This is a genomic window from Chromatiales bacterium, assembly GCA_014762505.1.
In the GTDB taxonomy this organism is placed as follows: Bacteria; Pseudomonadota; Gammaproteobacteria; order SpSt-1174; family SpSt-1174; genus SpSt-1174.
Map to the genome: position 1 here is coordinate 1 of JABURS010000008.1, position 12,969 is coordinate 12,969.

General features: G+C 67.9%; 15 protein-coding genes. 5 read left to right on the forward strand and 10 right to left on the reverse strand.

Going from position 1 to position 12,969, the window contains the following annotated elements; translation table 11 throughout:
* Positions 1-87 precede the first annotated feature (87 nt).
* Positions 88-1,908, forward strand: a complete 1,821-nt coding sequence (locus HUJ28_00170; GenBank protein ID MBD3617878.1) for a hypothetical protein — start codon at positions 88-90, stop codon at positions 1,906-1,908.
* A gap of 8 nt (positions 1,909-1,916) precedes the next feature.
* Here the strand turns inward: HUJ28_00170 and HUJ28_00175 are convergent, their stop codons facing one another.
* The 8 genes from HUJ28_00175 to HUJ28_00210 form a co-directional block, all read right to left on the reverse strand.
* On the reverse strand, positions 1,917-2,342 hold the full coding sequence (locus HUJ28_00175; GenBank protein ID MBD3617879.1) for a DUF2914 domain-containing protein: 426 nt from the start codon (positions 2,340-2,342) through the stop codon (positions 1,917-1,919).
* Positions 2,343-2,940: 598 nt separating this feature from the next.
* The gene (locus HUJ28_00180) at positions 2,941-3,135 is read right to left on the reverse strand and encodes a hypothetical protein (protein MBD3617880.1); all 195 of its coding nucleotides are present in this window, start codon (positions 3,133-3,135) and stop codon (positions 2,941-2,943) included.
* Between the two features lie 102 nt (positions 3,136-3,237).
* On the reverse strand, positions 3,238-4,233 hold the full coding sequence (locus HUJ28_00185; protein ID MBD3617881.1) for a zinc-dependent alcohol dehydrogenase family protein: 996 nt from the start codon (positions 4,231-4,233) through the stop codon (positions 3,238-3,240).
* Between the two features lie 73 nt (positions 4,234-4,306).
* Entirely contained in the window at positions 4,307-4,810 is a 504-nt protein-coding gene (locus HUJ28_00190) for a DsrE family protein (GenBank protein MBD3617882.1), read from the reverse strand.
* 42 nt (positions 4,811-4,852) lie between these two features.
* The gene (locus tag HUJ28_00195) at positions 4,853-5,068 is read right to left on the reverse strand and encodes a hypothetical protein (protein MBD3617883.1); all 216 of its coding nucleotides are present in this window, start codon (positions 5,066-5,068) and stop codon (positions 4,853-4,855) included.
* A 55-nt stretch (positions 5,069-5,123) separates the two neighbouring features.
* Complete coding sequence (locus HUJ28_00200; protein ID MBD3617884.1) at positions 5,124-5,723, reverse strand: TetR/AcrR family transcriptional regulator; 600 nt, start codon at positions 5,721-5,723, stop codon at positions 5,124-5,126.
* Positions 5,724-5,754: 31 nt separating this feature from the next.
* Entirely contained in the window at positions 5,755-6,396 is a 642-nt protein-coding gene (gene msrA / locus HUJ28_00205; protein MBD3617885.1) for a peptide-methionine (S)-S-oxide reductase MsrA, read from the reverse strand.
* Positions 6,397-6,462: 66 nt separating this feature from the next.
* Positions 6,463-7,134, reverse strand: a complete 672-nt coding sequence (locus HUJ28_00210) for a class I SAM-dependent methyltransferase (protein MBD3617886.1) — start codon at positions 7,132-7,134, stop codon at positions 6,463-6,465.
* A 99-nt stretch (positions 7,135-7,233) separates the two neighbouring features.
* Between HUJ28_00210 and HUJ28_00215 the strand changes: the two genes are divergently transcribed.
* The 4 genes from HUJ28_00215 to HUJ28_00230 all read left to right on the forward strand — a co-directional run bounded on the left by HUJ28_00215 (position 7,234) and on the right by HUJ28_00230 (position 10,142).
* A complete protein-coding gene (locus tag HUJ28_00215) occupies positions 7,234-7,692 on the forward strand; it encodes a hypothetical protein (protein MBD3617887.1) in 459 nt (152 codons plus the stop codon).
* Positions 7,693-7,855: 163 nt separating this feature from the next.
* Complete coding sequence (locus tag HUJ28_00220; GenBank protein ID MBD3617888.1) at positions 7,856-8,089, forward strand: PepSY domain-containing protein; 234 nt, start codon at positions 7,856-7,858, stop codon at positions 8,087-8,089.
* Positions 8,090-8,099: 10 nt separating this feature from the next.
* Entirely contained in the window at positions 8,100-8,783 is a 684-nt protein-coding gene (locus tag HUJ28_00225; protein MBD3617889.1) for a response regulator transcription factor, read from the forward strand.
* 21 nt (positions 8,784-8,804) lie between these two features.
* Positions 8,805-10,142, forward strand: a complete 1,338-nt coding sequence (locus HUJ28_00230; GenBank protein MBD3617890.1) for a GHKL domain-containing protein — start codon at positions 8,805-8,807, stop codon at positions 10,140-10,142.
* Positions 10,143-10,286: 144 nt separating this feature from the next.
* Here the strand turns inward: HUJ28_00230 and HUJ28_00235 are convergent, their stop codons facing one another.
* Positions 10,287-10,826, reverse strand: a complete 540-nt coding sequence (locus HUJ28_00235; protein MBD3617891.1) for a hypothetical protein — start codon at positions 10,824-10,826, stop codon at positions 10,287-10,289.
* Positions 10,827-10,881: 55 nt separating this feature from the next.
* A complete protein-coding gene (locus tag HUJ28_00240; protein MBD3617892.1) occupies positions 10,882-12,945 on the reverse strand; it encodes an EAL domain-containing protein in 2,064 nt (687 codons plus the stop codon).
* Positions 12,946-12,969 lie beyond the last annotated feature (24 nt).

A 12,969-nucleotide genomic window follows, 5' to 3' on the forward strand; every position in this document is an offset into this window, starting at 1 on the left:
CTCGGAGATCTGTATAAAGGACAGCCCGCGCCCAGACCCGCCGCACCCGCCCCGGCCGCTGCCGCGGGGGGAAGTGTCGATGAGGCGATGGTGACAAAGCTCAAGGGGGATCTGCAGGCCGCATTGACCCGCCTGCGCGAGGCAGAGGCCCGTCTGAAGGAGGCCGACGGGCTGCGTCAGCAGCTTGGTGAATTCAAGACCAGGCAGGACGAGTTGCAGCGCCAGCTGGCCGATGAGCAGGCCAGGCGCAGCCAGGCAGAGGCTGCCCTGCAGAAGGCCCAGTCCGACTCGGACGTGGAGGCCGAGATCCTCGAATTCCAGAAACAGGTGGACGCGGCCCTGGGGCGCGCCCGTCAGGCGGAGGAGTCGCGCAAGGCGGTGGAATCCGAGCTGGCGCGGGTGCGCCAGGAGATGATGTTCCGCCAGCAGGGAGGCGACCGACTCAAGCAGGATGAAGAACTGGGGCGGGTGCAGCGAGAGCTGGAGGCTGCCAAGAAGCGCGCCGATGCCGCCGAACGGGTGCAATCCGACTACCAGGACGAGATCGCCCGCCTCAAGGCGCAGCTCAGCGAGGCGGCCAGCGGGGGTGACGCCCTGCAGGACGAGATCGTTGCCCGGCAGCAGGCGGAAGCGCGTGCCAGCCGCCTGGAGGAGGAGCTGGCCGAGGCCAGCCGCCGCGCCCGCGAGGCGGAGGCCGAGCTCGCCCGCCTCGGTTCGGATGCCGAGAGTTCCCGCAGCGAGACCGAGGAGCTGCTGCGTCTGGAGGAGGAGGCGCATCGCCAGGCCGAGGAGCAGGTGCAGCGCCTGCGCCGGGAACTGGAGCTCGCGCGCAAGAAGGCCGGCGAGGTCGAGGGCGCGCAGCGCGCGGCCGAGCAGCGCAAGGGCCAGCTCGAGCACAAGGTCAACCAGCTCGAGGCCGAACTCAGGATCCTGCGCAAGGAGGGCGATACGGGGAAACAGGTGGCCGAACAGGTGGAGAGCCTGCGCGCCGAGATCGATGGCCTGCTCGTGCGGGCCGATGCCGCCGAGCTGGCCCAGCAGGAGGCCGAGAACGAGCTGGCGAAAATGGCGGTGGAGCTGGAGGCCGCCGAGCAGGCCAAGCGCAATGCCGAGCATTCGGTGATGCGCATGACGGCCCAGGTCAATTCCATGCGCAAGCAGGTCAGCCAGGCCGAGGCGCAGCGCGACGCCGCCGAGCAACAGGCACGGGAGGCCGCCGCCAGCAAGGAGCCCGCGCGACCGGCGAAGGAGACACCGGCCAGGCCGGCGGCAAAGGCAACGGAGAAGAAACCGGCCGAGAAGAAAACGGTCGACCTGCGGCGGGACGAGCTGGTAGAGGTGAACAAGCCGCGCACGGCGGCCAAACGCAAGCTACAGGACCGTTTCAACGACACGATCGTGGCCATGTGGAGCAAGCAGCAACGCGGGCGTCGGCGGATGCGCCTGGTCATCGGGCTGCTGGTAGTCGGTGCGGTGGCGGCAGCCGCCTGGTACAAGGGCTGGTGGCCCTTCGAGAACGAGGCCGGGCCTGAGGCCGTGCAGGAGAGTCCTGCGGCCGAGGCCGCGCCGCCGGCCGAGGCACAGGTTGCCGCCGCGCGGCCGACACCGCCGCAGCCGGCCGCAGCACCGGCCGCTCCTCCCCAGCCGGCCGAATCACCCGCCCCTGTCACCAGCAAGCCGGATATCTCGAGCGCGGAGTATCAGGCGGCCCGTGCGGCCCGTGAGCGTGAGGTGCGCGAGCGCGCCCGGCAGGAGTTCGAGCGTCTGCTCGCGATGTCGGCGCCTGCCGCGGCCTCGCCGGCCGACACCGCTGCCGGCGAAGCCGGGTCTGGCGAGGCCGGGACGCCGGCCCCCGAGGGCGACGTCGCCCCGCCGTCTCCCGGGCCCGCGGGTGATCTGGAGGGCTGATCCGTCCTTCAGGGGGGCACGGGGTCATAGCGAAAGGTGCTGGCATGGATCGGCCAGCCGGTCTCTTCGTCCAGCACCAGTACCGTCCAGTGGCCCGTCGCGGCGGGGTCGAGCTGGCGCGTGGAGTGGACCTTGCGCCGCGGCTCCTCGATGCCGAAGCTGATACGTCCCACGACCTGCCCCTCATGTTCCCACTGGTGGGTGACCGTGCGCCCGGCCATACCGCGCAGGTCGGTGAAGTAGTTGATCTCGCGGATGTTGTTGGTGAGCACCACCACCTGGTCCACCGGTTCGCCCTCGATGACCTGGCTGGTGAAGGCGGCGCGCGCCACGCCGCTGTTGGGCGGCAGGGGCGACATGCCCTCCTGGGCCGCACTGCCGACCGTGAACACCAATGCCGCCGTGGCGACGATCCCCCGTAATGCTGAATGCATGACATCACTCGTTGTTGTTGAAGTCCTGTCACGATCATAGCCCGCGGCTGCGGGTGCTGTCATGACGGTTTCCTGCCTGTGCTTGCCCCTGGGCTGTCAAATCCTGACGCTTTTCCGCCGTCCCTGTCGCTCCTGCGGTGAAGGAAGCCGGCGCAAGGCCCCGCTGTGTGCCGCTCCGTGGGGTATTGTCGGTCCTGGCCCGTTTCCTGCTTTTAGTTTCAGGCCCCATTGGTCTGTCCGTTGCTGCGCAGGAGGCACCAGAATGGATGTGACGATGCGGTCGAACCCGAGCGTGAGGCCGTGGTCTGACTGATCATCGGCTGGGTTTGAAGCGAGTATCCCGCGGCGGGCGACCCGGTCGCCCGCAACGCGATTCACCCGTTCATGACAGGGGGTAGCGACATGAAGCGATTTATCGAGTGGATGGTTCAGGCCCTGGAGCAGGTGCTGGGAGGGCCGGCGGCCCGCCCGCTACCGGTGCGTGTCGAGGTGAACCGTCCGCGCCGCCCCCGTCGCTGACCGGCGGCGAGGGCAGAAACAAAAAGGCCGGTGTCCCCGTTGCGGGGCACCGGCCTTTTTCATGCCTGTCGCGTCGAGGCTAGTGGTCGTACACGGCCATGATGGCGCGCAGTTCGGCCAGCACGGCGTGGCACTCGGCGGGCGACAGCCCCTCGGTGCCGCAGGGGCTCTCGCCCTGCTCGATACGGGTGATGGCACGACGCACCGACTGGCAGCCCTGCTGGCAGAGCAGCTCGATGACGGTGTCCGGCGACGGCTTGTGGGTGGCGGGCATCATGCGCGGCATGGGCTCCCGGTGACCAGGCGAAGTCGCGCACATTACACCAATGTGACGGGGCGATACAACGTCCGCCTGCGACCGGCATTTCAGTCGGGCTCAGGGCAGGAGTACGAGCTTGCCCTGCATGCCGCCCTGCGCCAGCCGCCGGTGGGCCTGGGCGGCCTCGGCGAGCGGGTAGCGGTCCTGCACCCGCAGGCGCAGTTCGCCGGCGTCGATGAGGGCGGCACAGCGGTCCAGTATCTCGCCCTGCCAGGCGCGGGCGGCCGGCAGGTCGCGCAGCATGGGCGTGAGCATGAGCTCGAAGCCGATGCGTAGATTGCGGTTGCGGGCCTCGCGCCAGTCCACACCGCTGCCGGGGTCGAGCAGGGTGACGAGGTCACCGTAGTGGGCTGTGGCCTCGATGCTGCGGCGGAAGGTCTCGCCGCCCACCGTGTCGAGCACGATATGGGCGCCGTCGCCTTCGCTCCATTCGTCGATGGCGTGGACGAAGTCGGTCTCGTGATAGTTGATGACGAACTCGGCGCCGAGTTCGCGGGCGAGTGCCGCGCCCTCGGCCGAGCCGACCGTGGTGGCCACGCGTGCGCCGAAGTGGCGGGCGAGCTGGATGGCCACATGGCCCACCCCGCCGGCACCGGCATGAATCAGCACCCGGTCGCCCGGCTCGATGCCGGCCCGGTCCACCAGTGCCTCCCAGGCGGTGATCAGGACCAGCGGTCCGGCAGCGGCCTCGGCGAAGTCCAGGGTCTGGGGCATGGCCCGCGCGACATGCTCATCCAGCACGGTGTACTCGGCGTAGTTGCCGGGCTCACCGCCCAGTCCGCCGTTGCAGAACCATACCCGGTCGCCGGGACGGAAGCGGCTGACGGCATCGCCCACGGCCTCCACCTCGCCGGCCCCGTCGCAGCCGAGGATGGCGGGCAGGGCATCGGGGTAGAACACGCCACGCTCGCGCAGCTTGGTGTCGATGGGATTGACGCCGGCGGCGCGAAGCCGCACCCGGATCTGGTGCGGGTCGACGACCTTCGGCACGGACAGTTCGGACGGCTGCAGCACCTCTGGCCCGCCGGTGGTGGTCATGACCATGGCCTTCATTCCCTGTCTCCTGTGCAGGTTGCTATGTCCATGGCCTAGCCTAGCGCCAATGCACGGCGAGGGCGAGGGGAAGTCAGAACACGGGTACCAGGTGGTAGCCCTGGGCCTGCCAGCCGATCAGGGAGACGAAGCCGTCGCCGACCAGGCTGAGCCCCGGCAGGAGGCTGTCGTTCTCGATGCCGAAGACCCGGGTGGCCACGGCGCAGACCTCCTGGCGCACGCCCAGTGCCTCCAGCCGGGCGATGCTCGCGGCGATACGCTCGAGGGCATCATGGTGCTCGAACAGGGCGTCCTCGTCGGGCGTGCGGCTGAGGTATTTCACGCTGGGCCCGATGTAGACCAGCACGAAGTCCGGCGTCACGTCCTGGCGCAGCAGGTTGGCGTGGGTGCCCTCGATGACCTCCAGGTAGAAGGCCAGTTTGCCGGGGTCGCCGATATCGACCAGGAACACCCCCTGGCCGCGTTCGAGGTCGCCCAGGGCGCGGGCATCACTGGCGGGGGTGTCGGCAGCATGGGCCGGCAGCAGCAGGGCGAGACCCAGCAGCAGGGTCGTGAGCAGGGTGGCGATGCGTGTCATCGGGATTCCTCGGGGTGTTGGTCCAGGGTTATTGGTTCAGGGTTATTGGCCTCGGTTGCTGGCCTTGAGGGCCTCGAGGTCGACCAGCGAACAGCTGGTCTTGCGCCAGGCCAGGCAGTCGGCACCGCCCGGCTGGCAGTCGTAGGCGCAGTGGCGCGACTGCAGCTCCTGCCAGTCGGCCGCGGCATAGGCCTCCCCCGGCAGGTTGGGCGGGTGGTAGACGCAGACGCTGCACCAGGTCTCGGTCGATTCGTTCATCGGTCCTCCGCTTGTTATAAAACGAATATTCGTTCTAGTCATGGTCGCAAAAAACTCAGCCGCGGCTTACCGCCAGCCAGGCGGCCTCCCAGGCCTCGACGAGGTAGGTCGGCAGCGGTCGCGGCAGGATGCGGTCCAGACGCAGCTGGACGAGGCGCAGGGGGCCGCCGAAGAGGGCAGCGGCCAGCACCGCCGGGTCGCCGTCGCGCATCTCGCCACGGGCTATGCCGCGGGCGACGATGTCCCGCATGCGGTTGAAGGGCTGGGAGGAACAGATCGGCGGCTCGCCCGGCAGGAACTCGCGATGCCGGGTGGAGAGCATGAAGGCAGTGGCCAGGGGCGCGCGCTCGGCCTGCTCGAAGAGGTATTCCACCACGGCCAGGGCCTGTCCGCGGGCATCGGGGACCTGGCTGCAGATCGCCGCCAGTGCGTCATCCATCCCCTTGAGCAGATCGGCATAGAGGGCGCGGGCAATGCCCTGTTTGTCGCCGAAGTGGTGGTAGATCGAGCCGGTGCTCACGCCGGAGCGTTTCACGATATGGGGGATGGCGGTGTTGAAATAGCCCTGCTCGCTGAAGAGGGCGAGCGCGGCATCGAGTACCTTGCGCCGGGTCGGGCTGGGAGACGCGAGGAGGTCGGTAGCGGTTTCGGTCATGTCGACACACTAGAATGTAAGTTCTAGTGTGTCAAGCGGCCGGCACCGGATAACGCACGCCGGTACCGCCCAGGCCGCAATAGCCGCCCGGGTTCTTGGCCAGGTACTGCTGGTGGTAGTCCTCGGCATAGTAGAAGGGCGGGGCCTCGCGGATCTCGGTGGTGATGGCCCCCCGGCCGGCGGCCGTCAGCGCCGCCTGGTAGCGCGTGCGGCTGGCCTGCGCCGGTTCGGTCTGCTCGGCGGTGCAGGTATAGATACCCGAGCGGTACTGGGTGCCGATGTCATTGCCCTGGCGCATGCCCTGGGTGGGATCGTGGGCCTCCCAGAATATCCTGAGCAGATCCGCGTAGTGCAGCCGCTGCGGGTCGAAGATCACCAGCACCACCTCGTTGTGTCCGGTCAGGCCGGTACAGACCTCCTGGTAGGTCGGGTTCGGCGTGTGGCCGCCGGCATACCCCACGGCCGTGCTGTAGACGCCGGGTTGTTCCCAGAAGCGGCGCTCAGCACCCCAGAAGCAGCCCAGTCCGAACAGCGCCTGCTGCAGGCCGGCGGGGAAGGGTGGCACGATGGGGTGGCCGTTGACGGCATGGGTTCCCTCCACCGGCATCGGTGTGTCACGCCCCGGCAGGGCCTCTTCGGCGCTGGGGAGGTCGAGCGGCTTGTCGAACCACATGGTGGTGCTCCTGGTGTCGGGTGTGGTTGGCAGTAACCGATAGATAGCCCCATCGGGTCCCGGGCTTCAAGCCCCGGGGCGGTGTGGTTTTTTCTGCATGATCACCACGTCGGGCCCGATGACTTCCAGTGCGAGCCCGTATTCACGAGCGAGAAATTCGAAGGTGGCATCTGCGTAAAAGGCGATATGTGTGGGGTCTTGAATGTAGTGCCAGCGGCTGAAGGCTGCGTGGTCTCGCACCCGCTTGGTCATGATGCCGAGCAGCCCGCCGGGTGCGAGCAGGTCGAGCCAGCGGGCGAGGGTCCCGGCCGGTCGCGCCAGGTGTTCGAGGGTCTCGGTGCAGGTGATGAAGTCGTAGCGGCCGGTGAGCGCGTCAGGGTTGTTGGCATAGTAGAGGTCGTATACCGCCATGCGGTGGCCGGCCTGCCGGAACAGCTCGGCCAGCAGCGGTGCCGGACCGCAGCCGAAGTCCAGTCCGGATGCCGCCGGGGGCAGGCGCGCCAGCATGGGCTCGGCCATGCGCGAGAGGAAACGGCGGTAGCCGGGGGCGTCCAGTGCATTCTCGTGCCGGTCGTATTCGGCCTTTTCCGCCTCGGGCGCGAGGTGGAACGCTGATGGCACGAACACCAGGGCGCAACGTGGGCACTGCCGGTACACCCGGCGCCGGTCCTGGTGGTAGGGCCGGCTGTCGGCGTGTCCGCAGAGTGGACAGGCGGCATCGCGGCGAGACGGGTTCATGGGGGGCGACGATAACACGGCCGGGCGGTTCAGAATCGATTCAGTGCCTGTGGTGAGAATGGGCCCCGACACCCAGAGAACCTCAGAAGGAGGATCGTCATGAAAAACCGCAAGCACCTGATTTCCGCCCTGCTGTTGGCCGTGCCGCTGGTCTTCGGTGCGGGACTGGCCAGCGCCGATGACCAGCGGGGCGATCATCGCGCGCAGATGGAACGCCATGGCAGGCATGCCCAGGCCCCGGAACGGCAGCGCGAGGGCCATCGGGAACATCGACGGGGCGAGCGTGACGGATATCGCGAAGGGCATCACCGCTACCATCCGGTGAGGCCGGGGCATCCGATGCACGCCTACAGGGGACATGATCGTGGTCATGACCATCATCGCCACGCACACCCCGGCAAGGGGTACGGCCATGACCGTCACCATCATGCCCATGGCCCGCGTCCGGTGCGTCACGTCTACCATGTACCGGCCCGTCGCGACGTCTATGTGGTGGACCGTCATCGCCACAGCGACAGCCGCGTGCGCGTGAGCATCAACTACAACCTGGACCTTTGATCCAGGGTGAGGGGCGGATGCGAGGGGGCCATGTGCCCCCTCGCGGTTTCCGGCATGCCCCTGGTAGTGTTGAGTGCCAGCAGTGTGTATGCTCGATCCCGTTCGCGATATTCCCCTCGGTGGAGAAAGCCCCGCCATGTGCACGCGCCTGTTCAGAATCCTGATGCCCGCAGCCCTGCTCTTCGGCTGCCTGTCCCTGCCGGTGTTCGCGGCCGGCGAGGCGGCCCTGAGCCCGACGCTGGAACAGGCGGTCGAGGAGGTGCGTACCGAGACCGGCGGGCGCATCCTTTCCGCCGAGACCGTGACGAAAAAGGGCCGCACCGTGCACCGTATCAAGGTCCTCACGCCCGACCACCGTGTGCGGGTGGTCAATGTCGAGGCGCACGTCCGCCGCTAGGATCTTCCCCATGCGTATCCTCATCATCGAAGACGAGACCCGGCTGCGCGAGCAGTTGCGTGAGCGCCTGGTCGCCGAGGCCTACATGGTCGACACCGCCGCCGACGGCGAGGACGGTCTCTACCAGGCCAGCGAATTTCCCTATGACCTGGCCATCGTCGACCTGGGCCTGCCCGGGCTGCCGGGGCTGGACGTGATCCGGCGCCTGCGCGGGGACGGCAGTCGCCTGCCCATCCTGGTGCTCACCGCCCGTGGCAAGTGGGAGGAGAAGGTGGCAGGGCTGGAGGCCGGGGCCGACGACTATCTGGTCAAGCCCTTCCACATGGAGGAGCTGCTTGCCCGCGTGCGGGCCCTGCTGCGCCGCGCGGCCGGGGCACCCTCCAGCCGGCTGTGTTTCGGTCCCTTCGTGCTCGACATGCAGGGACAGCGCCTGCTGCGTGACGAGGTGGAGGTGGGGCTGACCGGCTTCGAATACCGCATGCTCGAGTACTTCGTCAGCCACCGGGACAAGGTGGTCTCCAAGGCCGAGCTCGCCGACTATCTCTACCCCCACGACGAGGATCCGGACAGCAACGTCATCGAGGTCTTGATGGGGCGCCTGCGGCGCAAGCTCGACCCCGACAATACCCTCAGGCCCATCGACACCCTGCGCGGGCGCGGCTACCGCTTCGCGCTGGAGACCCGTGACGAATAACCCGGCGAGGGAGGCGCCGGCATGAGGCCCGTGAGCCTCGGCCTGCGCGTGGGCCTGGCCGCCGTGCTGGTGGTGGGGCTGTTCGTGCTCCTGACCGCGGCGGCCCTGGAGCGCGCCTTTCGCGACAGCGCCGAGCACGCCGCCCGCGAACGCCTGCAGGCCCAGGTCTACCTGCTCATCGCGGCCGCCGAGGTGGGCCCTCGCGGCGAGCTGAGCCTGCCCGAGCGCCTTGGCGAGGCGCGCTTCAACGTCTCCGAGTCCGGCCTCTACGCCGCGGTGCAGGACGCCCGTGGCCGGCTGCTGTGGGTCTCGCCCTCGGCACGTGGCCTGGACATTCCCTTCCCCGACGTCTCCGGTACCACGGACACCCGCTTCGAGCGTCTGGCATCCGAGCCGCCGCTGCATGCCTTGCGCATGATGGTGAGCTGGGAGGCGAGTGGTACCACCCTGCCGCTCAACTTCGTCGTCCTGGAGGAGCTGGGCCCCTACCTCGCGCAGCTGCGCCAGTATCGCCGTGACCTCTTCGCCTGGCTGGGGGGCATGGGGGTGCTGCTGGTGGCGGTGCTGGGGCTGACCCTGCGCTGGGGGCTCGCGCCCCTGCGCCGCGTCACCCGGGAGGTCAAGGCCATCGAGACCGGCACGCAGGACGGGCTGCGCCGCGACTATCCACGCGAGCTGCGACCGCTCACCGAAAACCTCAACGCCCTGCTCGGGCAGGAACGGGCACGCCAGCAGCGCTATCGCGACGGCCTGGGGGATCTCGCCCACAGCCTGAAGACGCCGCTGGCCGTGCTGCGGGGCATGCTCGGGGAGCCGGCCCTGCCGCCGGCCTGGCGGCGGGAAGTCGACGAGCAGTTGCAGCGCATGGACGACATCGTGGCCTACCAGCTGCAGCGCGCGGCCACCGCCGGTCGTCGCGCCCTGGCCGCACCGGTGGACCTGGCGCAGGTGGTGGAGCGCATCCTGGGGTCGCTGGCCAAGGTCTACCGCGAACGGCAGATCGTCATGCAGCGCCACCTGACGCCCGGGCTCAGGCTGCGCATGGAGGCGGGGGATCTGATGGAGTGTGTCGGCAACCTGCTGGACAATGCCTGCAAATGGGCGTCCAGCCAGGTCCGGGTGACCACCCATGCCGAGGATGGCCGGTTGTGCCTGGTGGTGGAGGACGACGGCCCGGGCATCGCGCCGTCACGGCGTGAGGCCATCCTCGCCCGGGGCATGCGCCTGGACGAGCACACCCCCGGCCACGGCATCGGCCTGGCCATGGTGCGCGAGATCGTCGACGCCTACGGCGGGCGGCTGCGCATCGAGGACTCGCCGCTCGGCGGGGCGAAGATGGTTGTCGAACTGAGGGCGTAAGGCGTAAGGCGAAAAGTCCAGGCGCCACAGAGGACAGAGGGCACGGAGTAAAACCACCCCGTTATACCCCTGTGACCTCTGTGGCAACAGGCAATGGGGCGGCGGGCAGTGCCCGCCTCACCGGGTGGCTTCGCCCTCACGCCCCTACAGCGAGCCCGCCCACTCCTTCAGACGGCCGCTGAGCTCGCGCGCGGCGAGGTTGCGGTCGCGGGCGCGTTCGTCGCGGATGGTGTCGACCAGGCTCAGCAGTTCGTAGAGCTTGGGGTCGGCCTGCGCGGCCTTGGAGACGGACTTGTACAGTGGCTCGAAGGCGATGCCCTTGGTCTGGCCCTTGGGGTCCGGCCAGATGGGCGGCAGGTCTTCGTGCGGCTGGACCAGGTCGCGCATGGGCGGGCCGGCATAGCTGGTGGGGACGCCCAGGGTCATGGTGCCGCGGTTGGGCGGGAAGGCGTATTTCACGCCGTGGATGAGGAATTCCTCCAGGGCCATGATGATGGGGCGCGGATTGGCGCCGCGTCCGGCGGCCGGGGCGATGAGTCGGGCGCGGATGGCGCGCTTGACCCCGCCGTTGATCTCCGAGGCGCTCATGTGCAGCTCGGCGGCGAGCTGGGCATAGGTCCAGGGCTGCTTGCCCAGGGCCACGAGCTTGAGGGTGATGAAGACGTCCTGCGGTTTCAGATTCATGGGATTACGCTGTTTGCGAATTAAAAATGCAAGATAGCGCCGGGCGGCCGGCCGGTCAATCCCGATGATTGAGCAGGGTGGCCAGCGGTTCGGGACGGGCGATGCCGTAGCCCTGCAGGTAGTCCACGCCGATCTCCTCCAGCTGGCGACGTATCTCGTCGTTCTCCACGTATTCGGCGATGGTCTCGATGCCGAGGATGTGGCCGATCTGATTGATGGATTCCACCAGGGCGAGGTCGATCGGGTCCTCGCCGATGTCGCGCACGAAGCTGCCGTCGATCTTCAGGTAGTCCACCGGCAGGGTCTTCAGGTAACCGAAGGAGCTCAGTCCGCTGCCGAAGTCGTCCAGCGAGAAGCGGCAGCCCAGGGCCTTCATGCGCCGCATAAAGGCGATGGCACGGGTGAGGTTGGCGATGGCCGCCGTCTCGGTGATCTCGAAGCAGAGGTGTTCGGGAGGCAGATTGGCGTCCTCCACCTCTTCCAGCAGGAACTGCAGGAAGTCGTCATCGCATAGCGACTGTGCTGAAAGGTTGATACTGATCTGCCAGATCCCCGGCGCGCGGTAATCCGCGAACTGACGCAGGCTGTTGCGTACCACCCAGCGGTCGATCAGGTGCATGAGGTTGTAACGCTCGGCCGCCGGGATGAAGGCCATGGGCGGTGAGAGCCCGCCACTGCGGGCGGTCATGCGGACCAGGATTTCGACGTGCAAGGGGGCATCATGGTCCGGTTCAGCGGGAATGATGCGCTGGGCATAGAGCTGGAAGCGGTCTTCCTCCAGCGCACTGGTGATCTCGTGCACCCAGTGCATCTCCCCCTCGCGCCGCGAGATGGCGTCGTCGTCGGGCCGGTAGACATGGATGCGGTTGCGCCCCTGGTCCTTGGCGCTGTAGCAGGCGGTGTCGGCAGCGCTGAGCAGGTCATAGAGAGTGCCGCTCTCGGTGGTTATGGGCACGAGACCGAAGCTGGCCCCGATGGTGAAGGCCTTGTCCTCCCAGCTGAAGCGGTACTCGGCGAGGTCGCGGCGAATGCGCTCGATGACGCTGCGGGCACCCTCCTCGTCGCAATGACGCAGCACCAGGGCAAACTCGTCGCCGCCGGTGCGGGCCACGAAATCGCTGTCGCGCAGGTACAAGCGGAACACGCCGGCGACCTGCTTGAGCAGCTCGTCACCGGCCAGATGGCCGCAGGTGTCGTTGACCACCTTGAACTGGTCGAGGTCGGCGAAGCACAGCCAGTGCATGCCGTCGGGGTAGCGACGCAGTTCGCTGAGCAGGTCGTCGACATGACGCTCGAACTCGTTGCGGTTGTGCAGACCGGTGAGTCCGTCGTGACGCGCCTGGTAGGCGATCTGGTGGGTGAGTGCCCGGCTCTCGGTCACGTCGCGGAATACCAGGATGGCCCCGGAGGCGCGGCGATGGCCATCGAAGATGGGTGATGCGGTATATTCCACGGCGAATTCGCGGCCGTCGCTGCGCACGAACAGCACATCGGCATCGGCGGTGACGGTGCGGCTCCTGTCCATGGCCATCACCGCCGGATTCGGGATCGGTGCGTGGTCGGCCTCGCGGACAAAGTGGATGATGTCGTTGACGAAGCGGCCCCGGGCGTCTTCCTCTCTATGGCCGGTGAGGTTCTGTGCCGAGGCGTTGATCTGCTCCACCCGGCCACGATCGTCGGTGGTGATCACCCCGTCGCCGATGGAGTAAAGGGTGATCTCGGCGCGTTCGCGCGCCTTCTGGATGGCCTGTTCGTTCTCGGTGGTACGGCGGATGATGAACAGTGCCACGAAGGTACTGAGCAGGACGATTCCCGCGACCAGCGTGACAACGAAGATCAGCGCCCGGCGGTGCTTTTCGTGGGCCTCCTCATGGGCCAGCTCCGCAGCGTCCGACTGGTATTTGAGCACGATGGACAGGTGCTGGAAGCCCTCATCCTGCAGCGGAATGGCCTCATTGAGCAGCAGCGCACGGGCGGCATCGCTTCGTTCGGCCAGAATGAGCTCGACGATGCGTGACTGCAGCGGCCCGATGCGACCGATGATGGCGTCCTGGCTGTCCAGCAGGTTGCGTTCGTCGGCGCTGAGTTCTAGCAGGCTGTTGAAAAACCCAATCCACAAGCGGATCGGCGTCCGGTAAAATGC

Bases quoted from the DNA above. Each gene is read 5' to 3' on its own strand.
- HUJ28_00170 (MBD3617878.1), top strand. From the start codon at position 88: ATGGTGACAAAGCTCAAGGGGGATCTGCAGGCCGCATTGACCCGCCTG.
- HUJ28_00175 (MBD3617879.1), bottom strand. From the start codon at position 2,342: ATGCATTCAGCATTACGGGGGATCGTCGCCACGGCGGCATTGGTGTTC.
- HUJ28_00180 (MBD3617880.1), bottom strand. From the start codon at position 3,135: ATGCCCGCCACCCACAAGCCGTCGCCGGACACCGTCATCGAGCTGCTC.
- HUJ28_00185 (MBD3617881.1), bottom strand. From the start codon at position 4,233: ATGAAGGCCATGGTCATGACCACCACCGGCGGGCCAGAGGTGCTGCAG.
- HUJ28_00190 (MBD3617882.1), bottom strand. From the start codon at position 4,810: ATGACACGCATCGCCACCCTGCTCACGACCCTGCTGCTGGGTCTCGCC.
- HUJ28_00195 (MBD3617883.1), bottom strand. From the start codon at position 5,068: ATGAACGAATCGACCGAGACCTGGTGCAGCGTCTGCGTCTACCACCCG.
- HUJ28_00200 (MBD3617884.1), bottom strand. From the start codon at position 5,723: ATGACCGAAACCGCTACCGACCTCCTCGCGTCTCCCAGCCCGACCCGG.
- msrA (MBD3617885.1), bottom strand. From the start codon at position 6,396: ATGTGGTTCGACAAGCCGCTCGACCTCCCCAGCGCCGAAGAGGCCCTG.
- HUJ28_00210 (MBD3617886.1), bottom strand. From the start codon at position 7,134: ATGAACCCGTCTCGCCGCGATGCCGCCTGTCCACTCTGCGGACACGCC.
- HUJ28_00215 (MBD3617887.1), top strand. From the start codon at position 7,234: ATGAAAAACCGCAAGCACCTGATTTCCGCCCTGCTGTTGGCCGTGCCG.
- HUJ28_00220 (MBD3617888.1), top strand. From the start codon at position 7,856: ATGCCCGCAGCCCTGCTCTTCGGCTGCCTGTCCCTGCCGGTGTTCGCG.
- HUJ28_00225 (MBD3617889.1), top strand. From the start codon at position 8,100: ATGCGTATCCTCATCATCGAAGACGAGACCCGGCTGCGCGAGCAGTTG.
- HUJ28_00230 (MBD3617890.1), top strand. From the start codon at position 8,805: ATGAGGCCCGTGAGCCTCGGCCTGCGCGTGGGCCTGGCCGCCGTGCTG.
- HUJ28_00235 (MBD3617891.1), bottom strand. From the start codon at position 10,826: ATGAATCTGAAACCGCAGGACGTCTTCATCACCCTCAAGCTCGTGGCC.